Source organism: Streptomyces sp. NPDC052236 (assembly GCF_044548015.1).
Classification (GTDB): Bacteria; Actinomycetota; Actinomycetes; order Streptomycetales; family Streptomycetaceae; genus Streptomyces.
Map to the genome: position 1 here is coordinate 197,741 of NZ_JBIUBL010000016.1, position 23,092 is coordinate 220,832.

Here is a 23,092-nt window from a genome sequence, read left to right on the forward strand (position 1 = left end):
CGCCCGAGCCGTAACAGGCCAATACAGGCAATCGACTCGGAACGGGGGGATCAGCGATCGCCCGGGCGCTGTGGCGCTCCGGGCGCAGGCCGGGGACTTTGCTGCCCCCACGGCGTATCGCGCTGATCACAGCTCCAGGCTATCGCCCCGCACCCCCGCCCCGTCATGAGCCGTATGTGTACAAAAGTGGGACGGGAAGTTTGACGTTCTGGACAACGACACAGGCCCCTCTTGGCAAAGAGCCTTCCGCGGTGCACGTTGTCGGTAAGGACACGTACCTACATATCCGGATGGATCAGACGAACCGTACGGATCGCCGCGGGAGCGCCGGAGCGCTGGAGCGCCGGACGCTCAGCGAGTTCAGCAGTTCAGGGAGCCAGTCAACAGCCCGACACCGGGGAGCAGCCATGACAGCGAAGATCTTGATCGTCACCGGCGACGCAGCCGAGTCCCTCGAAGTCCTCTACCCGTACCAGCGGCTGCGGGAGGAAGGATATGAGGTCCACATCGCGGCGCCCGCCCGCAAGAAGCTGCAGTTCGTCGTGCACGACTTCGAGCCGGGCTTCGACACGTACACCGAGAAGCCGGGCTACACCTTCCCCGCCGACCTGGCCTTTTCGGAAGTCGACCCCGGGCAGTACGTGGCACTGGTGATCCCGGGCGGACGCGCCCCGGAGTATCTGCGCAACGACCTGGAGCTGCGCAAGGTCCTCAAGGCCTTCTTCGACGCCGACAAGCCGGTCGCCCAGATCTGCCACGGGCCGCTGCTGACGGCGGCCATCGGAGGCCTGGAGGGCCGCCGGGTCACCGCGTATCCCGCGCTGGAACTGGACATGCAGGCGGCGGGAGCCACGTTCCAGGACGCGGAGGCCGTGGTCGACGGCACCCTGGTCTCGTCGCGCGCGTGGCCGGATCACTCCGCCTGGATGCGGGAGTTCCTGACGGTGCTGCGGGCGAAGGCGCCGGTGGCGTAGGCAGCACCCTTGGGCTTTCCCTCAGGGGTCGGGACTCTGCGCCTGGTCAGGCGACCAGGCGCAGGGCCTCTTCCACCGCGTCCGCGAGGCTGTCCACGACGGGTACGCCGACGGCCTCCAGGCTGGCCCTGCTGTGCGAGCCGCCCGTGTACAGCACGGCTCGCGCGCCGACGTGCGCCGCGGCCATGGCGTCGTCCACCGCGTCGCCTATCACCACCGTACGGTCCGGGGCCACGGCGGTCAGCGCGGCGAGGTGGCGCTCCATGTGCAGCGCTTTGGTGCCGCCGGAGGGCCCGGTGCGCCCGTCGACGCGTATGAAGTGGCCGTCGATGCCGTACCCCCGCACGACCGGGACCAGCTGCTCATGTCCGTACATGCTCAGCAGCGACTGGCTGCGGCCCGCCACTCCCCACTCGTGCAGCAGTTCCTCGACGCCCGCGGTCAGCCCGCACCCGATGCGGTGCTCGCTGTAGTGCCGGTGGAAGGCATCGTCCATGGCCACCCATTCGGCTTCCGAGGGCAGGCGGCCCATCAGCCGCTCGTAGAAGCGGGGAATCGGTACGCAGTACAGCTCGCGGTAGCGCTCCAGCGTGATCGGCTCCAGGCCGGCCTCCGCGAAGGCGGCATTGGTGGCTCCGATGACCGCGGTGGTGTCATCGAGCAGTGTGCCGTTCCAGTCCCAGACCAGGTGCGTGCTGTGTTTCCCCATGCGAAAACCGTACCGGCCGGGTCCGACAACCGGCCGGGGGGTCGGCTCAGCTCGGCTCAGCTCAGCTCAGCGATGAGGTTCGGAATCTCCTGGACCCCGTACCAGAGGAGTTCGTGATCCTCCGCGCCGTCCACGGTGAACTGGGCGTCGTCGTCGCCCTGATCGGCGGCCCCGAGGGCGTCGGCCGCCGCTGAGACATCGGCAACCGCGTCGTCGGCGTCCACATGCACAGCCGCCGCCTTGGCCAGCGGCACCGCGGAAGAGATCCGCACCTCGCCGAGCCCGCTCCCGCCGAGCAGCTGATCGGGATCGGCGACCGCCTCCTGATCCGGTACGTCGACGGCGACGACGACCCGGCGCCGGGCGGCGGCCGGGTCGCCCGCGATCAGCCGCAGCGAGGCGGTGGCGGCGCGGCTCAGCGCGGCGTACTCCAGCTCCTCGATGTCGTCGGAGAGGTACCACTCGCGCAGTGCCGGAGTGACGGCATAGGCGGCCAGCGGGCCGGGGCCCAGCGTGCCCGTCGTGTGCGCCTCTGCGAGACCGGGGAGGGTCAGGGGGACGTAGACGCGCATGGCTGGCAACTTTCGTAGGCGGAAGGCGACCTCAGGATACGTGTGGCGTCCCCCTTCGGGGTGGCCCGCGGGCCGCGCACACCGTCCACCTGCGACGTCTGCGGGTCGGCCTGTGGCGAGACGCTGCACGGCCGAGGTCACCCTGATAGGTGATTTCGCGACTCCGCGCCCGCGCTGCCGGTGGGGGATTGCGGTCGCCCGCCCTGCCCCCATAGAAGATCACCAGCGAAGTTACCGCCCGGTATGGGGACCGGGCCCGGCACAACGGGGGCGATCTGCATGGACAGGACCAGGCCTGCGGGAAGGCGCGACCAGCGCGGTCCGGCCGCTACGACGGCAGCGGCGGCAGCAACAAGAGCGGCGGGAGCGGCGGCGGCCCGCGCCCGGCGGCGCCAGAAGCCGCACTACTGGTTCGCCGACCGCCTGCTCGCGGTGCTCAGCGGCCAGCGCCCGGTGCACTGGATGATCGGCCACACAATCGGGGAGGCGTACGAGCAACTGGTACGGCTGGCCCCGGGAGCCCCGCTGCGCCCGGCGGACCGGGTGACGCCGGTCGTCCGGCACTGCGGGGAGTACCAGCCGGGCCCGGGGGTGATCGAGGCCTTCGCCAGAATCGGCTCGGGCGACCGGGTGAGCGCGATGGCATTCCGCCTGGAACAGGGCCCGGACATGCGGTGGCGCTGCGCGGCGGTGGAAGTGGGCGGCGAACGGGCCTCGACGCGGAGGACGTCGGGCTAGTGTCCTGCGTCGGAAGCGTGGAAACACCCTTGCCCGCAGCAGAGCCTGCATCCCGTCGACCCGGGAAAAGGGCAGGCACTGTGACCCCGGCGAGCGAACGGCCCAGGCCCACACCGACCCGGGCCCTCAGTCGGGGCTACGGCGCCAGCCCAAGAGGGTTCCCGCGCGGGCAAAACGGCCCAGGCCCGCCAACAAGCACCGCCGGACGGACCTCGCCCCTCAGCCGGGGCAGGCGGACCTTACCGGCCGGAGCCTGAGGCCGCAGGCCTGGCCCGCACCAGTCGGCGGCTTCGGGTCGGGCCAGCTCAGCCCTACAACTGCCCGTAACGCGCCGTGGCGGGGCGTAGCAGACCGTGGCGGGGCCGAGGGGCCCGGGGCCTCGCTTGCAAGCCGACACAGCCCCTCAGGGCCGCCCGCAGCCCCCATCGACCTCACCCAGACCGACAACGGCCCGTAGCCGGGCCGTAACGCCCTATGAGGCGGGCCCTGACGGCCGTGGTGAGGCCGGGGCCCGAGTCCTCGGCTTCGGGTCGGCACCACCCACCTGCCCACAGTCGATCTCAGGCCCCACGGACACGGCCAGGCCCGGACACCGCAATCGGTGTCCGGGCCTGGCCGTGTCCGTCATGAGCAGACCCCGCGCAGGGTCCGCGCAGGCGCTACGCGCCCAGCAAGCGCGCCTGCTACTTCTTGCGGCGACGCCCGCCGCCGCCCTTCTGCGCCTTCCGGCGCTCCGCCCGCGTCAGCCCGTCCGTCTCCGCCCGCGCCGGCTGCCCGTCGCTGTCGAAGTCGCCCTCGATGACACCGCCCTCGCCGTCCACCGTAGGCGCCGAGAAGTGCAGCCGGTCCGGCCGCTGCGGAGCGTCGAGCCCCTTCGCACGGATCTCCGGACGCGAGACGCCCGCCGGCACCGCGTCCTCCTTCGTGAGCGAGGTCTTCTCCGCGCCGTCCTGCACCAGGACCTCCTCGACCTGCTGCTCGACCTGGACCTCCAGGTTGAACAGGTAGCCGACGGACTCCTCCTTGATGCCCTCCATCATCGCGGTGAACATGTCGAAGCCCTCGCGCTGGTACTCCACCAGCGGGTCCTTCTGCGCCATGGCGCGCAGGCCGATGCCCTCCTGCAGGTAGTCCATCTCGTAGAGGTGCTCGCGCCACTTGCGGTCCAGTACGGACAGCACCACGCGCCGCTCAAGCTCGCGCATGATGTCCGAGCCGAGCTGCTTCTCGCGCTCTTCGTACTGCTGGTGGATGTCGTCCTTGATGGACTCGGCGATGAACTCGCCCGTGATCCCGGCCCGGTCGCCGACCTCCTCCTCCAGGTCCTCAACCGTGGTCTTCACCGGGTAGAGCTGCTTGAAGGCGCCCCACAGCCGGTCCAAGTCCCACTCCTCGGCGAAGCCCTCGACGGTCTCGGCCGCGATGTACGCGTCGATGGTGTCGTCCATGAAGTGGCGGATCTGCTCGTGCAGGTCCTCGCCCTCCAGTACGCGGCGGCGCTCGCCGTAGATGACCTCGCGCTGCCGGTTCAGGACCTCGTCGTACTTCAGGACGTTCTTACGCGTCTCGAAGTTCTGCTGCTCGACCTGCGACTGGGCCGACGCGATCGCGCGCGTGACCATCTTGTTCTCGATCGGGACGTCGTCGGGGACGTTCGCCATCGACATCACACGCTCGACCATCTGCGCCTTGAACAGACGCATCAGGTCATCGCCGAGCGACAGGTAGAACCGGGACTCGCCCGGGTCGCCCTGACGGCCGGAACGACCGCGCAGCTGGTTGTCGATACGGCGCGACTCGTGCCGCTCCGTGCCCAGGACGTACAGCCCGCCGAGGCCCGTGACCTCGTCGTGCTCCGACTGGACGGCCTCCTCGGCCCGCTCCAGCGCGGCGGGCAGGGCCGCAGCCCACTCCTCCACGTGCTCGTCGGGGTCGAGACCGCGCTGGCGCAGCTCCGCCTCCGCGAGGTCGTCGGGGTTGCCGCCGAGCTTGATGTCCGTACCACGGCCGGCCATGTTCGTGGCGACGGTGACCGCGCCCTTGCGGCCCGCCTGGGCGACGATCGTCGCCTCCCGGTCGTGCTGCTTGGCGTTGAGCACCTCGTGCTGCACACCGCGCTTGTTGAGCTGCTGCGAGAGGTACTCGGACTTCTCGACCGAGGTGGTGCCGACCAGGATCGGCTGGCCCTTCTCGTGCTTCTCCGCGATGTCGTCGACGACCGCCGCGAACTTGGCGACCTCGGTGCGGTAGATCAGGTCGGACTGGTCCAGGCGGACCATCGGCTTGTTCGTCGGGATCGGTACGACGCCCAGCTTGTAGATCTGCTGGAACTCAGCGGCCTCTGTCATGGCCGTACCGGTCATGCCGGAGAGCTTGCCGTAGAGGCGGAAGAAGTTCTGCAGGGTGATCGTGGCGAGGGTCTGGTTCTCGTCCTTGATGTCCACCCCTTCCTTCGCCTCGATGGCCTGGTGCATGCCCTCGTTGTAGCGGCGGCCGGCGAGAATACGGCCGGTGTGCTCGTCCACGATCATGACTTCGCCGTCGATGACGACGTAGTCCTTGTCCTTCTTGAACAGTTCCTTGGCCTTGATGGCGTTGTTCAGATAACCGACGAGCGGGGTGTTCACCGACTCGTAGAGGTTGTCGATGCCCAGCCAGTCCTCGACCTTCGCGACACCGGGCTCGTGGATGGCGACGGTCCGCTTCTTCTCGTCGACCTCGTAGTCGCCGGTCTCCTCGATGCCCTTGAGCGTGTTGCCCGCCTCGCCCTTGGACAGGCGCGTCACCAGCTTGGCGAAGTCGCCGTACCACTTGGTGGCCTGGTCGGCGGGGCCGGAGATGATCAGCGGCGTACGGGCCTCGTCCACGAGGATCGAGTCGACCTCGTCGACGATGGCGTAATTGTGGCCGCGCTGGACGAGCTCGTCCTGGGACCACGCCATGTTGTCGCGGAGGTAGTCGAAGCCGAATTCGTTGTTCGTGCCGTACGTGATGTCGCAGCTGTACATCTCGCGGCGCTGGGCGGGCGTCATATTGGCGAGGATGCAGCCGATCGTCAGGCCCAGGAACTTGTGGACCCGGCCCATCATCTCGGAGTCACGCTCGGCCAGATAGTCGTTGACCGTGATCAGGTGGACACCCTTGCCCGAGAGCGCGTTGAGATAGGCGGGGAGGGTGCCGACGAGGGTCTTGCCCTCACCGGTCTTCATCTCGGCGACGTACCCGAGGTGCAGCGCCGCGCCGCCCATCATCTGTACGTCGTAGTGGCGCTGGCCGAGGACGCGCTTGGCGGCCTCGCGGACGGTCGCGAACGCCTCGGGCAGCAGGTCGTCCAGACTCTCACCGTCTGCGTGGCGCTCCTTGTACTCGTCCGTGAGCGCCCGCAACTCGGCGTCGGAGAGGTTGACGAAGTCCTCTTCGATGGAGTTGACCTGGTCCGCGATGCGGTGCAGTTTGCGCAGGATCTTGCCTTCGCCTGCACGCATGAGCTTGTTGAAGACGGACACTGAGGTTGGTCTCCTTGCCGATCGGGCCTGGGCACTGGGTCGTGTTATGGACACTGGCGCGGGCACGGCAGGTAGGCCCCACCGCAACGGCCATCGTAAGCGAGGACACCGCCGGGTCGGGAGGTCCATCGTCAGTCCGAAGTCACCCAGGCCTGCTCTCACCCGCCAAGACAACGCGTGGGACGCCTGGAAGGTGCCGGTGAGGTACGAAAAGTATGCCGGTGGGGTACGAAAAGTACTCGCACAGGACCGCGGTCCTGACAAGAATCCGGACATGGAGCCCATCACTCTTACCACCGACCGCCTTTTGCTGCGTCCCTTCACTCCCGAAGACACCGAGGCGGTCTACCAGGCCTGCCAGGATCCCGACATCCAGCGGTGGACGACGGTCCCTTCACCGTACGAACGGCAGCACGCGGCCGAATTCACCGGGCAGCTGGTGCCGGACGGCTGGCGCACCAGCACGATGTACACGTTCGCGGTGCTGCCGCGCACGGGCGGCCCGCTGCTGGCCTCGGTCGCGGTCACCCTGCGTACGTTCTCCGGCACCTGGGAGATCGGCTTCTGGACGGGCAAGGAGCACCGAGGGCGCGGTGTCATGGCGGAGAGCGTGGGCGCCGTGGCGCACTGGGTCTTCACGAGACTGGGCGCGACGCGTCTGGAGTGGCGCGCCGAGGTCGGCAACACGGGGTCGCGGGCTGTCGCGGAGAAGGCCGGGTTCGTGGTCGAGGGGGCGCTGCGCGCCGCGCTGCTGAACAAGGACACCCTCAGGGATACCTGGATCGGCGCGCTGCTCCCGTCCGATCTGGGGCTGCCGAGCGCGTACCCGTATCTCCCGGCGCGGAACTGAGCGCGGGGCCGAGCGCAGGGCCGAGCGCAGGGCCGAGCGCGGGGCCGATTGTCAGGCCGACCGCCGGGCCGATTGTCAGTGGCGCCGTCTATCGTGCGGGAGCATGACGACGCTGCCGCCCCCCGCCGCCGAACTCTCCGCCGACGAGGCCCGCCGCATCGCGCTGCGCGCCCAGGGGTTCCTGGGCGCGCCCGACCGGCGGGGCGGGGTGCGGGGCGTGCTGCGTCACCTCGGCGCCGTACAGCTGGACACGATCTCGGTGCTGGCCCGCTCCCACGAACTGATCCCGTACGCACGCCTGGGCGCGGTCGGTCGCAGGACGGTCGAGGATGCGTACTGGACCGAGGGCCACAGCTTCGAGTACTGGTCGCACGCGGCGTGCATCCTGCCCGTCGAGGAGTGGCCGCACTTCGCCTTCCGCCGCCGCGCCTACCGCGCCCGCCCGCACTGGAACCACGACCTCCCCGACGACGCGTACGACACGGTGATCAAGCAGCTGCGCGCCGAAGGCCCGCTGACGGCCACCGAGTTGGGCGGCGCGAAGAACGGCGGCGAGTGGTGGGACTGGTCCGGCTCGAAGGTCGCCGTCGAGCGGGCGCTGATGTACGGCGAGGTGGTGTGCACCGAGCGGCGCAGCTGGAAGCGGGTGTACGACCTGGCGGAGCGGGCGATCCCGGACGCCGTCCTGCACGACGACCTGGACGACGCGGAGTGCCTGCGCAGACTCGTCCGGCTCGCCGGACAGTCCCTGGGCGTCGGCACTCGTGCGGACATCGCTGACTACCACCGCCTCAAGGGCGAGCAGTTCGACGCGGTGGTCGCGGACTCCGGGCTGGTCCCGGTCACGGTCGAGGGCTGGTCCAAGCCCGCCTGGGCGGACCCGCTGGCGCTCGCTTCCGAGCCGCGCGGCCGACACCGTACGACCCTGCTCTCGCCCTTCGACTCCCTCATATGGGAACGGGCCCGCACCGAGCGGATCTTCGGTTTCGTACACCGCCTGGAGGCGTACGTCCCCAAGCCCAAGCGGATGTACGGCTACTTCGCGATGCCGCTGCTGTCGGGCGGAAAGCTGCTGGGCCGGGTCGACCCGGCCCGTGAGGGCACGACGCTGGTGGCGCGCCAGGTGTCCCTGGACACCCCCAAGGCCGTGGCACCCATGGCACAGGCACTGCGCGAGGCGGCGGAGTGGGTGGGCTGCGATTCCGTACGAATCGAACGGGTCGACCGCCCGGAGCTCACCACGGACCTGGTCCGGGCCGTCTCCGCCTGACCCCGGATGTCTGGATCTTGGGGTTACCGGATCTTGGGGTTACCGGATCTCGAGGATCTTCTCCCGCATCGCGTAGACCACGGCCTCCATCCTGGAGTGCAGCTGGAGCTTCTCCAGGATGTTGCGGACGTGGTTCTTCACGGTGTTCTCGGAGATGAACAGCTCCTTGGCAATGTCGCGGTTGTTCATCCCCGTGGCGACCAGTTTGAGCACTTCGAGCTCGCGCTCGGTCAGCCGGGGCGCCGGGACGAGTCTGCGCTCGTCGGTGCGCTGGATCATCGACTTGAACTCGGTCAGCAGCTTGGACGCCATGGACGGGCTGATCTGCGACTGGCCGTCGGCCACCGCACGGATCGCGGTGGACACCTCGTCGGTGGAGATCTCCTTGAGGAGATAGCCGGTGGCGCCCGCCTTGATCGCGTCGTAGAGGTCGGCCTCCTCGTCGCTGATCGTCAGCATGATGATCTTCGCGCTGGGGGCCACCTCCTTGATGGAGGTGCAGGCCTCGATACCGCCGCGCTTGGGCATCCGGACATCCATCAGGATGATGTCGGGCAGCAGGTCGGCGGCCTTGTCGACCGCCTCCGCGCCATCGCCCGCCTCGCCCACGACCTGGATGTCCTCCTCCTGCGCGAGGACGATCTCCAGTCCCCGCCGGAAGAGTGCGTGATCGTCCACCACAAGGACCCGGATCGGCTCCTTGCGTGAGCCGCCCGTGTCCGCGCCGGCCCCGGCGACTGTGGCACCGGTATTGCCCTCGTCGTCGTGCACCGGCCCGAAGCTGTCCGCCATCGTTCCTCCCCCTGAAGCCGTGGCCTGATGGTCATGTGCGGTCGGCCAACATCAGTACACAAGGCACCGGTTGGCTTGCGACGCCATGCTTTCATGCCTGGACGACAGAGCGGTGATCGTCTGTTCCTCTGGTCGCACGGTGGTGCCCCTGGGGGGCGCGTAAGCCTCCCAGGGGCGCCGCCTACCTGTCGGCGGAATCAGCCGCCGAGCGCACCTCCCGCGCCGCCTGCCCGGGACCCGGCCAGCGGGTCAGTCTCCAGATGGATGACGCCATAGTCGTAGGCGTGCCGCCGGTAGACAACACTGGGCTGCTTCGTCTCGGAGTCGACGAAGAGATAGAAGTCGTGCCCGACCAGTTCCATTTCGTAGAGCGCCTGGTCGAGTGTCATCGGGGCCGCGGTGTGGATCTTCTCGCGGACCACCAGCGGACCTTCGCCCTGAACTTCGAGCGAGCCCATCCTGGTGGTCGGAATGGTTTGCTGCGCCTCTTCGGCAGGGGGCCGCCCATTCGCGCTCAGCTCGGCGACGCCGGGAACGACATCGGCTACTTCGGATGCCGAAATACGGCCGTGCCCACGGCGGTTGTACCGCTTTTCGTGCTGCTTGCGCAGCCGCGCCTCGAGCTTGCCGGTGGCCAGGTCGAGCGCTGCGTACGGGTCGGCGGCTGCGGCTTCGGCCCGGATCACCGGTCCGCGGGAGTGCAGTGTGATCTCCACGCGGTCGGAACGGTCCGCCTGCCGCGGGTTGAGCTCCTTGGACACCTCGACGTCCAGGCTGATCACCTTGGCGTCGAGCTTCTGGATCTTGTCCAGCTTCAGCTTCTCGGCCACGTGCTTGCGGAACCTCTCGGGCACCTCGGTCTTGCGGCCCTTGACGACGATGTCCACGCAGAACTCCGTTCCGGATGGCTCCGCTCGCTCACTGGCTGCGGAGCGTCTCCCTCTTGCACCAGACTCCGATGATCACCGGAGCCTCGGACTTGGCGACCTTCACCTCCTCCTCCCCAGCCGACATGATCCCCACCCCACCAGTTTCCGGGGTTGTCACCGACTCGAATCCCTGGCCGGATCCATGGCTCAGCCCATTTTGGTGAGGTCCGGCAATCGCCATTTCCTCACCACCGAACATAGCTCGATCGGACAGCTGACGGCACCCGCTACCAGCGCGTACCTCGATTCCGACGTTATTTCCTTCCGTTACTTACTGCAACGATGCAGGGGCTGTGTCAGTTCCTGTTCATCAGTTCCGGTTCGATCGGCGCGCTCGGTTCATTCCATTCGTTCGATTCGTTCGATGTTCTTCGAAAGACAGCGGTGGCGCGGCAACGACCGCCGCCCGCAGTCGTACGAATGCGGAGGATCGCAGACCAATGGCCGCGCGAAGGGCCCGCGCCGCCTCGGCCAAGGAGGCGCCGGTCGTCATCAGGTCGTCCACCAGCACCGCCCGGCCGCCCTCCAGCAGCCGACCGCCACCGGGCACCACCTCCAGTGCCCCCGCCAGGTTCACCATGCGCTGCCGGGCGGTAAGACCCGACTGGTCGGCCACAGCCCGCCGCTGCCTCAGCACGGGCAGAGCCCTCGCCTCGATCCCCGTACGCCGCAGCTCCCCCGCCGCCGCCAGCGCGATGCGCCGCGCCGCGTCGTGCCCACGCGCCCTGACCGCACGAGGCGCGGACGGCACGGGCACCAGCAGCAGCGGACCCGCCGCCCCTGCGGACGCCGACGCCCGTACCGCCCCGGCGAGCGCGACGCCCAGCGGCCGGGCCAGCCCCAGCGCGCCCCGCTCCTTGTGGGCGAGCAGCACGGCACGTACCGCGTCCTCGTACGGGGCGGCGGCATGCACCACCGGCAGGCCCGCGGGCTCCGGCACCGGCCTCGTCCGGCGCGCCGCGCCGCCATACAAAGCGCGGCCGCACTCCTCGCACAGCGGTGTACGCGGAGTGCCGCAGCCGCTGCAGGCGACCGGCAGCACCAGACCGGTGATTTCGCGCCACCACCCCCGCATGGCGACAACTCTGCCCATATCCGGGGCGCCCTCCCACCCCTGTGGACAACTGGACCTGTGGACAACGGCGCGCAGAGCTGTCCGCCCCGCACCGGACGCCCGGGCCGCCTCGGCTACCCCGGGTAGACCGGCGACGAGCCCTCCTTGACCAGCGTCTGCCAGTTGGCGCCGGCCGGGAGCTGCACGATGCCGTCGCTATCGGAGTACGCCACCAGGGGCCGGCTCTCGTCGTCCGAGGCCGCTACCGCCTTGACCCCACTGAGGCCCCGCAGGATGCTCGCGGCCGAGGTGGAGCCGTCCGTCTGGATGTAGCGCACCTGCTGGACCCCGCCGGACTCCTTGCCGACCACGACAAGCCTGCTGGGACCGGCCCAGGAGACGGCCGTCACCGTCTCCATCTGGGGTGCGGCGGGCCGCAGCTCCGCCACGGACACCTTGTCCTTCTTGGGGCCCTCGCGCTCCACGCGTCCGATGCTCAGCGTGGTCTTACCGCCCTTCGTCAGCAGCAGCGCGATCCGCACACCGTCCGCCGACACCCGCAGCGCCTCGATGCGCGCGCCGTCAAGACCTGGAACCTCGACCGGCTGCGGTGTGCCGGAACCACCCGGGAGGCGCAGCAGCGCCGGATTCTTGAGGTCGCGATCGGCTACCCACAGGTCACCCCGACCGTCCCAGCTGGGTGCCGAGAGCCGGTTGACGGCGGTCTTGCCCTTGCTCCGCACCACCGCGTCGCCCAGTTGGCTGTCCGAGATGATCGACGCCACGTACAGGCGGCTGGAATCCGCGGAGACGGCCGCCGCGGTGCTCTCGTCCCGGGCCACCCCGACGTGGCTGACCTGCAGCTGCCCATTGCCGAACGGCCCGGACACGCTCTCCGGCTCGCTGATGTCCTTCGCGCCGCCAGGCAGCCGCGCCAGGTGCTTCTGCTTGTCGACGAAGTACTGGTTCCCGGGCCTGCCCGAGGTGGGGTCCGGCACGATCCCCTCCGCCTGGCTGCTGTCGAGCACGCACAGCTGCGAGCCGTTCGTACGCTGCAGCTCCACCTGGTCCACCCGCGTGGAGGTCATGTTCCTGATGGTGAAGAGGATCTGTGCGGCCAGCTGTTGGCATTGCGTGCGGCCCACGTGGGAGGCCTTCTCATTGAGCGGCACCTTCAGCGCGTTCCGGTCGTCGACCGTCAGCGACCTGGTGCCCTCCTTCAGCGCCGTACCGGCGGGGAACGGCGATTCGACCACCGGCTTCAGCCAGTCCGTCGGGCCTTCGAGCAGCGCCTTGACGGTCTGGGTGAGCGGATCCATGCGGGTGACCGGGTCCAGTCGCTGCCGGATGAAGACGGGATCGGCGACCACCACATCACCCCGCCCGGCGGCGAAGTAATACTTGTTCACGGAGCGGTAGTTGCGCTGGAAATCGGACTCCCCGAGCACCAGCCCGTCCGGCAGGCGGTCGATGCGCCATTCCTTGCCGTCCGGACCGCTCTGCCGTGAGAGGTGAATCGTCCTGCTGAAGTCGGTGGGCGTAATCGGCTGATATGCGTGTTGGGCGTCCACCATCGCGATCTGTTTGCCGACGAGCCTGGAGCTCATGCCCGGGTTCTCTCCATCGCCGGCTTCGGGCGGTTCCGAGTCCGGCGCGGCCGTCAGGACCGTCGTGCTCTCCTCCGGCCGCCACTCCTTGGCCTTCTCCGCCATCAGGTACTTCCGGGCGATGGCGAAATTCGCGTCGTCGCTGGTCATCGCCTCCAGGAAGCCGGCGACGATCTCATCCGGCGAGGCCCCCTGACGCGGCGGCACCGCGTATACGCGCACCTGGGAGTCCGCGCCCTGGGACGCCTTCACCGGATGGATGTCACCGCTGTCGGGCATCGACGCGCAGCCGGCGAGCAGCACTCCGCTACAGGCCAGCAGGGCGGACGCGCGGAACGCGTCGGCGCGGCCGTTCCGACGGGGATCAGCGCCCACGAGTCGTGTCCTCACGTTCCGTACGTTCCGAGCGATCTGAGAGTTCCGAGGGCTCTGCGTGTCCTGAATGCCCTGAGCGCTCGGACGGAATCTGCGGGTCACCCGGGCCCTGCGGTGCGAGGTCCCCGCCGCGCCGCTCCCCCGCAGGGCGCGCCACCACTCGGGCACCGCTGCCCGGCAGGGCCGCCGGATGCACCCCGGCAGGCGCCGTACGGGGCGGCAGGGAAACACGCGGCGGTACGGCCAGCGACGGCCGGTCCGCCATCGGCTGCACCGGCACTGACGCGAGCAGCTGCCCGCTCGCCTTTGGCTCCACCGGACCTCCGTGCTCGCGGTTCTGCCTTGAGTCCTCCGGCTCCAGCGGTATCGGCGAGCCGCGCAGCGGCTCGTCCGCCGTACGCGGCAGGGTCAGCCGGAACTGCGAGCCGCCGCCGGGCTCGCCCCACGCCTGCAGCCAGCCTCCGTGCAGCCGGGCGTCCTCGACCGCGATGGACAGCCCAAGGCCTGTGCCGCCCGTGGTACGGGCGCGCGCCGGATCGGCCCGCCAGAAACGGTTGAACACCCGGGTCGCCTCGCCCGGCTTCAATCCCACCCCGTAGTCCCGCACGGCGATCGCGACGGCCCCGCCGGCCACTGCCATGCGGATCACGACGTCCTTGCCCTCGCCGTGCTCGACGGCGTTGACGACCAGGTTGCGCAGCACTCGCTCCACGCGCCGGGCATCTGCCTCCGCCACGACCGGCTGCTCGTCGCCGAGTACCCGTATCCGGGTGCCCTTGCGCTCGGCCAGCGGCTCGGCGCCGCCGATCACCCGCCGTACAACCTCGCGCAGGTCGATCGCATCGGCCTCCAGAGCCGCCGCTCCCGCGTCGAAGCGGCTGATCTCCAGCAGGTCGGAGAGCAGCGACTCGAAGCGGTCGAGCTGATCACCGAGCAGCTCGGCGGAGCGTGAGGTCACCGGGTCGAAGGCGCTGCGCGCGTCATAGATGACATCGGCGGCCATCCGTACGGTTGTCAGCGGCGTCCGCAGCTCGTGCGAGACGTCCGAGACGAAGCGCCGCTGCATCCGGGAGAGCTCCTCCAGCTGCTGGATCTTCAGCTGGAGGTTCAGCGCCATCTTGTTGAAGGCCTCGCCGAGTCTGGCGATGTCGTCCTCGCCGGTGACCTTCATCCGTTCCTGGAGGCGGCCGGCCGAGAGCCGCTCGGCGATCCCGGCAGCCATTCGTACAGGCGTGACAATCTGCCGCACCACCAGCCAGGCGATGGCTCCGAGCAGGACGACTACGAACAGCCCGGCGGTGGCCAGGGTCCCTCTGACCAGGCTGAGCGACTGCTCCTCCTGCGCCAGCGGGAAGAGGTAGTAGAGCTCGTAGGGATTGTCCTCGATGTCGTTCAGCCGGGTGCCGACCACCAGCCCCGGCTCCGGATCGTGGACAGCGTTGTTGTACTTGATCAGGACATACGTCTCGTACGTCCCGGTGCCCTGGCCGACGGCTTCCCGCAGGTCCTCGGGAATGCTCGTGTGGTCCACACCGCCCGAGGTCCGGGGCGCACGGCTGGAGCCCGCGTTCTCGGAGTCGTCGGCGCTCAGGGCCACCAGGTTGAAAGCGCCCTGACCGCCACTGGCGAGCTGTTCCACCAGATCCGACCGCCAGGAGTTCTGGGCGGTCCTGCCGTCTGTGGCGGAGCCGTCCTCGCCCTGCCCCGACAGCTCGTTCGCCTTCTCCCGCGCCACCGCGAAGCCACCGGCCGCCTGACTCTGGGCGGCCTTCCCCTTCGCGTCGAGCAGTCCGTTGCGCACCTGCCCGATGACGACGAAGCCGAGCAGCACCACTACGCCGAGCGACATCAGCAGTGTGCTCGCGACCACCCTGAGCTGGATGTTCCGCCGCCACAGCCGCACGGCGGGCAGCAGCGGACGGCGCACCCAGCGCATGACGAGCCGGGGCACCGGTCCACCGGGCGCCCCGTCCTGGGGCAGCCGACCGCTCTGAATCACCTGAAGCAGCCGGCCGAATCGTGAGGGCTCCCGCCCGGGCCGGGCAGCCTGCCCCGTACGTACTCCCGGCTCCCCGGGATTCGGAGCAGCGCTGCCCATGGCCATGTCAGTTCGGCCCGGCCTTGTATCCGACACCACGGACTGTCACCACGATCTCCGGGCGCTCAGGGTCCTTCTCGACCTTGGAGCGCAGCCGCTGTACATGCACATTGACCAGCCGGGTGTCCGCGGCGTGGCGGTAGCCCCACACCTGCTCCAGCAGCACCTCGCGGGTGAACACCTGCCACGGCTTGCGGGCGAGGGCGACCAGCAGGTCGAACTCGAGCGGGGTCAGAGCGATCGACTGCCCGTCCCGCTTCACCGAATGACCGGCCACATCAATGACCAGATCCCCGATTGCCAGCTGCTCCGGCGCCGGCTCCTCCGACCTCCTCAGCCGCGCCCGGATCCGGGCGACCAGCTCCTTCGGTTTGAACGGTTTCATGATGTAGTCATCGGCCCCGGACTCCAGGCCGACCACCACATCCACAGTGTCTGTCTTGGCAGTGAGCATCACGATCGGCACGCCCGACTCGGCCCTGATCAACCGGCACACCTCAATGCCATCCCGTCCGGGCAGCATGAGATCCAGCAGAACAAGATCCGGCTTGGCGTCACGGAAAGCGGCAAGTGCCTTGTCCCCGTCCGCTACGAACGACGGCTCGAAACCTTCACCACGCAGCACAATCCCGAGCATCTCGGCCAGTGCGGTGTCGTCATCGACGACAAGGACTCGTCCCTTCATAACCGACATCATCCCATTAGCTAATCGTTACTTGGACGTGACCTGGCACACAGCTCCGCTATTCCTCCGCCGGTGACCGGGGACAACGCACCCTGCTCGGTGACGATCGCCGTCACCAGATCCGAGGGCGTGACATCAAACGCCGGGTTGTACGCCTGAGTTCCCAGCGGCGCGACCGGCAGCCCGCCGCTCACCCGGGCCGCCGCCAGCTGCGGCGCTGTGACCTCAGTCACCTCATGCCCCGGTCGTTGCTCCACTTCGATCGACGCCCCGTCCGGCGTGTTCAGATCCACCGTCGTCGTCGGCGCGACCACGATGAACGGCACATGGTGATACCTCGCCAGCACCGCCAGCGGATAGCTTCCCACCTTGTTCGCCACCGATCCGTCGGCCGCTATCCGGTCCGCCCCGATGAGTACGGCATCCACCTCCCCCGCCGCGAAGAGAGACCCAGCGGCATTGTCCGTGAGCAGTGTGTACGGCATTCCGTTGCGGGCGGCCTCGTAGGCGGTCAGTCGGGCCCCCTGCAACAGCGGCCTCGTCTCGTCCACCCACAGGCGCCGCAGCCGGCCGGCCCGGTGCGCCGTGAGCGCCACGGCGAACGCGGTCCCTTCCCCGCCCGAGACCAGCGCCCCGGTATTGCAGTGGGTCAGGATCCGGTGGCTGCCGCCCGGCAGCAGTTCGTCGAGGAGCGCCAGTCCGTGTGCGGCCATACGGACACTGGCCTCGGCGTCCTCGCGGTGCAGTTTCTTGGCCGTCGCGAGCACGGTCCGGGCCGCCTGCTCCGGGTCCGCTCCCCTGTCGACCGCCGTCCGGTACGCGGCCGCGGCCCGCCGGACCCCGTACCCCAGGTTCACCGCGGTGGGCCTCGCGTTCTCCAGCAGTCCCACCGCCTCATCCACATCGAATCCCCGCACGGCGGCAAGTGCCACACCATACGCACCCGCGATCCCCAGCAGCGGCGCCCCCCGCACGGCCAGCGTCTGGATCGCACCCACCAGCGCGGGCACGTCGGTACAGACGAGCTCGACCTCCTCGGCGGGCAACCGGGTCTGGTCGAGCAGGACCAGCACGGGCCCTTCCGGTGGCTCGTCCCAGCGCAGCGACGGAAGCATCGGCCGCTCCGTACCGAACGGGTTTTGTGCGTACTGATCAGCCATCTGCCCAGTCTGCCCGGTGAGGCACTGACAATGAAGCTACGAAGGAGACACAAGGGCCCGCCCACCAGCGGGCAACGCGTGGCACGATGGCAGCCAACCCACCGCCTTGACAGGCGGACAGGCACCGCGAACGTGCCGGCTCGCCGAGTCGGCCAAGCGATCAACCCATGAGGTGGACGACCGTGAACGACACTCCGGGCTGGGCTTCGCCCGGATCTGCTCCCTCCGGCGGTCAGGAAGCCGGCGTGCCCCGGCCCGCCGGGCCCGCGGACGAGAGCGGCCCCGCGTCGAAGTGGTCCAAGGAGCAGCCGGCCGCAGGACAGTGGTCCGCGCCGACCGCCCCGCACACGAACCCCGCACCGCCGCCGCCCGCCCCCGGCTGGGGTGGTCAGCCGCCCGGCGGCTGGGGGCAGCCGCCGACCGCGGCCAAGCCCGGTGTCATCCCGCTGCGTCCTCTCGGCGTCGGCGAGATCCTCGACGGCGCGGTGTCGACGTTGCGCGCTCATTGGCGCACGGTGCTGGGTGTCACGATCGTTGTGTCCGTGATCACCCAGATCTGCGACATCCTCGTCGAGCGCTATCTGCTCCCTGAGCCACCCGAGGTCGACCCGAACGCGAGCCCCTCGGAAGCCCTCAGCCAGTCTGTGGACTCCCTTCAGGCCAGCCTGTTCGCCACCGGTCCGGCGATTCTCATTGCCTTGATCGGCACGCTCTTCACCACAGCGGTTCTCACGGTGGTGATCAGCCGCTCCGTGCTGGGCCACTCGGTGACGCTCTCCGAGGCCTGGCAGGAGGCCCGGCCCCGGCTGCCCCAGCTGCTGGGTCTGACGCTGCTGCTGCCTCTCATGAGCGTCGGCATCCTGACCGCGGGCATCCTTCCGGGCGTGCTGCTCGGCGGCGGCGCCGGAATCGCACTCTCGATCCTCGGAGGCCTCGCGGGCTGTGCCGTGACTCTCTGGCTGATGGTCCGGTTCGCCCTTTCGTCTCCTGCTCTGATGCTGGAGCGCCAGGGCATCGTTCCTTCCCTTCGCCGCTCGGCGAAACTGGTCCAGGGCGCCTGGTGGCGGACCTTCGGCATTCTCGCGCTGACGCTGCTGCTGACTCTGCTGGTGTCGATGATCATCGCTGTGCCGTTCGCCCTGATCGCGTTCGCCGTGGACGGCACCGGGTTCAGCGACCTGTTCTCCGAGAGCGGGCCCGACTTCGGCTGGCCGTTCCTGATCATCACGGGTATCGGCTCGGTGATCGCCTCTTCGATCACCTATCCGATCTCCGCGGGTGTGACCGTCCTCCTCTACGTGGACCAGCGCATCCGCCGTGAGGCTCTCGACCTCGAACTCGCACGGGCCGCGGGCGTCCCCGGCTACGGATCCGAGCCCCCGGGCCACCACTTCCCCCGGAGTTGACGCGGTGTCCATCACGGGGGGCGTGACAGCGGCGCGGCTACTGGCCCGCGAGAGCGACGACGTACCGGTGGACATTCCCCGCGTCCCCGCCCGAGAGGCGGCGGAGCGGGAATTGTCCAGGCCGATGTACCACGAAAACGATCCGAACCTTCTCCAGCGTGCTCTCGATCGTTTCTGGGACTGGGTCGGCGGCATCTTCGATGCCGCCTCCGGTTCCGCGCCGGGTGGCGTGCTCGGTCTCCTCGTCGTCGCCCTGATCGTCGTGGCACTGATCGCCGCTCTCTGGTGGCGCCTTGGCACGCCCCGGCGTGCTCCTGGCTCCACGGATTCCCTCTTCGACGACAGCCCCCGCAGCGCGTCCGAACACCGCACCGCCGCCGAGGCGCATGCCGCAGCCGGACGCTGGAACCAAGCCGTCCAGGAACGGATGCGAGCCATCGTGCGCTCTCTGGAGGAACGCACTCTCCTCGACCCGCGCCCGGGCCGCACCGCCGACGAGGCCGCCGCCGAGGCCGGCCGCTCCCTCCCCGACCACGCCCACGGGCTCCGCGTCGGCGCCCGTGAGTTCGACGACGTCACATACGGAGGCCGCACTGCCTCCCCGGAGGCGTATCTGCGCCTGCGGGATCTGGACCTCGGGCTGGAGCGTGCCAAGCCGCTGCTCAGTGGCGCTGCCCAAGGAGCAGCCGAATGAGCGCTGCGTCCGTGGCCTCCACCTCCATGTCCCCCACCACCCGCCAGGTGTGGACCCGCACCCGCGGTCTGCTGCTCGCGCTCGTCATCGTCGTCGCGGCCGGGATCGCCATGGCCGCTCTGCGCTCCGGAAACCAGCATGGCCGCCTCGATCCCCGCTCCGCGGACCGCTATGGCAGCCGGGCGGTCGCCGAGCTTCTCAAGGACCGCGGCGTCTCCACCCGTGTGGTCACCACCCTCGACGAGGCCACCACTGCGGCCGGCGCCGACACCACGCTTCTCGTCGTCGCTCCTGACCTGCTGACGGGCCGCCAGCAGGAAAGGCTGAGCACGGCGACGGCCTCGTCCGGCGGCCGCATCGTTCTTCTCGGTGCCGGTCCCGCGTCCGTCGACACCCTGGCCCCCGGCGTCACCACGGACTCCCCGGCGCCCGTCTCGGCACGCACCCCCCAATGCTCTCTCCCCGCCGCACGCAGCGCGGGCAATGCCGACCTCGGCGGTGAGCGATACGCCTCCGAGGTCCCCGGCGCGGACAGCTGCTACCCGAGCGACGGCCTGCCGACTCTGCTCAGGATCGACACCCCCAACAGCGGGGACACGGTCCTGCTCGGCTCCCCCGACATCCTGTACAACGACCGTCTGGACAAGCACGGCAACGCCTCCCTCGCCCTGCAGCTTCTCGGTTCCCGCACTCAACTGATCTGGTACCTCCCTTCGGTCAGCGACGGCTCCGCTGCTGACGGCGGCGCCGACGGCGAGGGCGAGGAAGACAGCTCTTTCCTCGACCTGATCCCCTCCGGCTGGCTCTGGGGGACGCTCCAACTCACCCTCGCCGCCGTCCTGGCCGCCATCTGGCGCGCCCGCCGGCTCGGCCCTCTGGTGACCGAACGACTCCCCGTGGCCATCCGCGCCTCCGAGTCCACCGAGGGCCGCGCCCGCCTCTACCGCAAGGCGGACGCCCGCGACCGCGCGGCCTCGTCCCTGCGCTCGGCGACGCGCACCCGGCTGGCGCCACTCCTGGGCGTCCCGCCGGTCGACGCCCACTCCCCCGAGGCACTCCTCCCGGCGGTCTCGGCCCATCTCCACACCAGCGACCGGGACCTCAAGGCCCTCCTCTTCGGCCCGGCTCCGGCAAACGACACCGCTCTCATCCGCCTGGCAGACCAACTAGACGCCCTCGATAGAGAGGTACGCACTTCATGAGCGCCCCGACCCCCGAGACAGCCGAGAACTCGGACCGCGCCCGCGCCTCCCTGGAGGCCCTGCGCACCGAGATCGCCAAGGCTGTGGTCGGCCAGGATCCCGCTGTCACAGGGCTCGTCGTGGCCCTGCTCTGCCGGGGCCACGTCCTGCTCGAAGGAGTCCCCGGCGTCGCCAAGACACTCCTCGTCCGCACCCTCGCCGCGTCCCTCAAGCTCGATACGAAGCGCGTCCAGTTCACCCCCGACCTGATGCCCAGCGACGTCACCGGGTCTCTCATCTACGACGCACGCACCGCCGAGTTCTCGTTCCAGCCCGGCCCTGTCTTCACCAACCTGCTTCTCGCCGACGAGATCAACCGCACCCCGCCCAAGACCCAGTCATCACTGCTGGAAGCGATGGAGGAGCGCCAGGTCACGGTCGACGGGACACCCCGCATGCTGCCCGACCCGTTCCTGGTCGCCGCGACCCAGAACCCGGTTGAGTACGAAGGCACTTATCCCCTCCCCGAAGCCCAACTGGACCGCTTCCTCCTGAAGCTGACGGTCCCGCTGCCCTCCCGCGAGGACGAGATCAACGTCCTCACCCGGCACGCCGAGGGCTTCAACCCGCGCGACCTCCACGCGGCGGGCGTACGCCCCGTCGCCGGGCCCGCAGACCTTGAAGCGGCCCGGGTCGCCGTCGCCAAGACCTCGGTCTCCGCCGAGATCACCGGCTATGTCGTCGATATCTGCCGTGCCACGCGTGAATCCCCCTCACTCAGCCTCGGTGTGTCCCCCCGAGGCTCCACAGCCTTGCTCTCCACCGCCCGCGCCTGGGCCTGGCTCACCGGCCGGGACTATGTCATCCCGGACGATGTGAAGGCCCTCGCCCTGCCTACCCTGCGCCACCGGATCCAGCTCCGGCCCGAGGCGGAGATGGAGGGAGTCACAGCCGACTCCGTCATCACCGCGATCCTCACCCACGTCCCCGTCCCCCGCTGAGGCGGCGACCATGGCTCTCACCGGACGAACCGCGCTACTCGCCGCTCTCGGCTCTCTCCCCGTCGGCATCCTCGGACCGAGCTGGGCCGGGATGCTCGCTGTCAATGCGCCTCTGTCACTAGCAATCCTGTGCGATTACGCCCTCGCCGCGCCAGTGCGAACGCTCCGATTCACTCGAAGTGGTGATACATCAGTTCGACTGGGTGACAGCGCAGAAGTCCATCTCACCGTCACCAACCCCTCGAGCCGCCCGCTGCGTGCCCACCTGCGCGACGCCTGGCCGCCCAGCAGCTGGCTGACCGGCACCGAGCACGCTGCGTCCCGGCACAAGCTCACCATCCCGGCCGGCGAACGGCGACGTCTCACCACGATCCTGCGCCCCACACGCCGCGGCGACCGCCAGGCGGAACGCATCACCGTCCGCTCATACGGGCCACTGGGCCTCGCGGGCCGCCAGGGCACCCACAGAGCTCCCTGGACCGTGCGCGTCCTGCCGCCGTTCACCAGCCGCAAGCACCTGCCGTCCAGGCTGGCCCGGCTGCGCGAGCTCGACGGCCGCACCAGCGTTCTGATCCGCGGCCAAGGCACCGAATTCGACAGCCTCCGCGACTACGTCCCCGGGGACGACACCCGGTCCATCGACTGGCGCGCCACCGCCCGGCAGACAAACGTCGCCGTACGCACCTGGCGGCCCGAACGTGACCGTCACATCCTCATCGTCCTCGACACCGGACGTACCTCTGCGGGCCGGGTCGGCGACGTCCCGCGCCTCGACGCCGCCATGGACGCAGCACTGCTCCTGACCGCGCTGGCCACGCGCGCAGGCGACCGCGTGGACCTGCTGGCCTACGACCGCCGTGTCCGTGCCCAGGTCCAAGGCCGCTCTGCCGGCGAGCTTCTGCCCGCCGTCGTCAACGCGATGGCTCCGCTGGAACCCGAACTCGTAGAGACCGATGCACGGGGCCTCAGCGCCGCGACACTGCACAGCGCTCCGCGTCGCTCGCTCATTGTTCTGCTCACCAGCCTCGACCCCGCGCCCATAGAAGAAGGGCTGCTGCCTGTGCTCCCTCAGCTCACGCAGCGCCACACCGTGCTTGTGGCCTCGGTCGCGGATCCCTATATCGAGCAGATGACCAAGAGCCGAGGCACCGTAGACGCCGTTTACGATGCCGCAGCGGGCACTCAGGCCCAGGCACAGCGCCGTCGCACCGCAGAACAGCTCCAGCGCCACGGCGTCACAGTCGTCGATGCCACTCCCGACAATCTGGCCCCTGCACTTGCGGATGCCTACCTGGCGCTGAAGGCGGCAGGGCGCCTCTAGAAAACGGAGGCGGCGTCTGCGGGGGGGCGGAATCGAGGCGCCGTCTTTTGGGCGCGGGCTGGAGTCGATGGGTCCTGAACGCAGGAATGCCCCGCACCAGAGGTGCGGGGCATTCCCACAATGATTGTTCGGCGGCGTCCTACTCTCCCACAGGGTCCCCCCTGCAGTAC

The 23,092-nt window shown here is 69.4% G+C and carries 19 protein-coding genes; 9 read left to right on the forward strand and 10 right to left on the reverse strand.

Annotated elements, in window-relative coordinates:
* The first annotated feature begins 407 nt into the window (after positions 1-407).
* Positions 408-974 carry a DJ-1/PfpI family protein gene (locus ACIHCQ_RS25985; RefSeq protein ID WP_399666838.1) on the forward strand — a complete coding sequence of 189 codons (567 nt, stop codon included), beginning with the start codon at positions 408-410 and terminating at the stop codon, positions 972-974.
* 46 nt (positions 975-1,020) lie between these two features.
* Here ACIHCQ_RS25985 and ACIHCQ_RS25990 read toward each other — a convergent pair whose 3' ends face one another.
* The gene (locus ACIHCQ_RS25990) at positions 1,021-1,683 is read right to left on the reverse strand and encodes an HAD family hydrolase (protein ID WP_399666841.1); all 663 of its coding nucleotides are present in this window, start codon (positions 1,681-1,683) and stop codon (positions 1,021-1,023) included.
* Positions 1,684-1,739: 56 nt separating this feature from the next.
* Positions 1,740-2,255 (reverse strand): DUF6912 family protein, encoded by a 516-nt coding sequence (locus ACIHCQ_RS25995; RefSeq protein WP_399666844.1) that lies wholly within the window; start codon positions 2,253-2,255, stop codon positions 1,740-1,742.
* A 279-nt stretch (positions 2,256-2,534) separates the two neighbouring features.
* Between ACIHCQ_RS25995 and ACIHCQ_RS26000 the strand changes: the two genes are divergently transcribed.
* Positions 2,535-2,993: an Rv3235 family protein gene (locus tag ACIHCQ_RS26000; protein WP_399666847.1), complete on the forward strand. Its 459-nt coding sequence runs from the start codon at positions 2,535-2,537 to the stop codon at positions 2,991-2,993.
* Positions 2,994-3,676: 683 nt separating this feature from the next.
* On the opposite strand, the gene secA is transcribed toward ACIHCQ_RS26000, so the two are convergent.
* Entirely contained in the window at positions 3,677-6,499 is a 2,823-nt protein-coding gene (secA, locus tag ACIHCQ_RS26005; protein ID WP_399666850.1) for a preprotein translocase subunit SecA, read from the reverse strand.
* Positions 6,500-6,773: 274 nt separating this feature from the next.
* On the opposite strand from secA, the gene ACIHCQ_RS26010 reads away from it, so the two are divergent.
* Both ACIHCQ_RS26010 and ACIHCQ_RS26015 read left to right on the forward strand, forming a co-directional pair.
* Positions 6,774-7,349 (forward strand): GNAT family N-acetyltransferase, encoded by a 576-nt coding sequence (locus tag ACIHCQ_RS26010; protein ID WP_399666853.1) that lies wholly within the window; start codon positions 6,774-6,776, stop codon positions 7,347-7,349.
* A 103-nt stretch (positions 7,350-7,452) separates the two neighbouring features.
* On the forward strand, positions 7,453-8,619 hold the full coding sequence (locus tag ACIHCQ_RS26015; protein ID WP_399666855.1) for a winged helix-turn-helix domain-containing protein: 1,167 nt from the start codon (positions 7,453-7,455) through the stop codon (positions 8,617-8,619).
* A 39-nt stretch (positions 8,620-8,658) separates the two neighbouring features.
* On the opposite strand, the gene ACIHCQ_RS26020 is transcribed toward ACIHCQ_RS26015, so the two are convergent.
* The 7 genes from ACIHCQ_RS26020 to mtnA all read right to left on the reverse strand — a co-directional run bounded on the left by ACIHCQ_RS26020 (position 8,659) and on the right by mtnA (position 17,319).
* Positions 8,659-9,411 (reverse strand): response regulator, encoded by a 753-nt coding sequence (locus tag ACIHCQ_RS26020; protein WP_399666858.1) that lies wholly within the window; start codon positions 9,409-9,411, stop codon positions 8,659-8,661.
* A 197-nt stretch (positions 9,412-9,608) separates the two neighbouring features.
* The gene (gene hpf / locus ACIHCQ_RS26025; RefSeq protein ID WP_399666861.1) at positions 9,609-10,298 is read right to left on the reverse strand and encodes a ribosome hibernation-promoting factor, HPF/YfiA family; all 690 of its coding nucleotides are present in this window, start codon (positions 10,296-10,298) and stop codon (positions 9,609-9,611) included.
* 352 nt (positions 10,299-10,650) lie between these two features.
* Entirely contained in the window at positions 10,651-11,415 is a 765-nt protein-coding gene (locus ACIHCQ_RS26030; RefSeq protein WP_399666913.1) for a ComF family protein, read from the reverse strand.
* Positions 11,416-11,528: 113 nt separating this feature from the next.
* Positions 11,529-13,376 carry an LpqB family beta-propeller domain-containing protein gene (locus ACIHCQ_RS26035; RefSeq protein ID WP_399666864.1) on the reverse strand — a complete coding sequence of 616 codons (1,848 nt, stop codon included), beginning with the start codon at positions 13,374-13,376 and terminating at the stop codon, positions 11,529-11,531.
* Entirely contained in the window at positions 13,366-15,480 is a 2,115-nt protein-coding gene (gene mtrB / locus ACIHCQ_RS26040; RefSeq protein WP_399666867.1) for an MtrAB system histidine kinase MtrB, read from the reverse strand. The genes ACIHCQ_RS26035 and mtrB overlap by 11 nt, the downstream gene beginning before the upstream one ends.
* A gap of 1 nt (position 15,481) precedes the next feature.
* Positions 15,482-16,171: a two-component system response regulator MtrA gene (gene mtrA, locus ACIHCQ_RS26045; protein ID WP_399666870.1), complete on the reverse strand. Its 690-nt coding sequence runs from the start codon at positions 16,169-16,171 to the stop codon at positions 15,482-15,484.
* A gap of 8 nt (positions 16,172-16,179) precedes the next feature.
* Positions 16,180-17,319, reverse strand: coding sequence for an S-methyl-5-thioribose-1-phosphate isomerase (gene mtnA, locus ACIHCQ_RS26050; RefSeq protein WP_399666873.1), 1,140 nt, complete (start codon positions 17,317-17,319; stop codon positions 16,180-16,182).
* Positions 17,320-17,501: 182 nt separating this feature from the next.
* On the opposite strand from mtnA, the gene ACIHCQ_RS26055 reads away from it, so the two are divergent.
* The 5 genes from ACIHCQ_RS26055 to ACIHCQ_RS26075 are packed head-to-tail and all read left to right on the forward strand — an operon-like array spanning position 17,502 to position 22,922.
* On the forward strand, positions 17,502-18,725 hold the full coding sequence (locus ACIHCQ_RS26055; RefSeq protein WP_399666876.1) for a hypothetical protein: 1,224 nt from the start codon (positions 17,502-17,504) through the stop codon (positions 18,723-18,725).
* A 4-nt stretch (positions 18,726-18,729) separates the two neighbouring features.
* Positions 18,730-19,419, forward strand: coding sequence for a DUF4129 domain-containing protein (locus ACIHCQ_RS26060; protein ID WP_399666879.1), 690 nt, complete (start codon positions 18,730-18,732; stop codon positions 19,417-19,419).
* Positions 19,416-20,621: a DUF4350 domain-containing protein gene (locus ACIHCQ_RS26065; protein WP_399666882.1), complete on the forward strand. Its 1,206-nt coding sequence runs from the start codon at positions 19,416-19,418 to the stop codon at positions 20,619-20,621. The genes ACIHCQ_RS26060 and ACIHCQ_RS26065 overlap by 4 nt, the downstream gene beginning before the upstream one ends.
* The gene (locus tag ACIHCQ_RS26070; RefSeq protein WP_399666885.1) at positions 20,618-21,601 is read left to right on the forward strand and encodes an AAA family ATPase; all 984 of its coding nucleotides are present in this window, start codon (positions 20,618-20,620) and stop codon (positions 21,599-21,601) included. Before ACIHCQ_RS26065 ends, ACIHCQ_RS26070 begins: the two co-directional genes overlap by 4 nt.
* A 10-nt stretch (positions 21,602-21,611) precedes the next feature.
* Positions 21,612-22,922, forward strand: coding sequence for a DUF58 domain-containing protein (locus ACIHCQ_RS26075; RefSeq protein WP_399666888.1), 1,311 nt, complete (start codon positions 21,612-21,614; stop codon positions 22,920-22,922).
* Positions 22,923-23,092 lie beyond the last annotated feature (170 nt).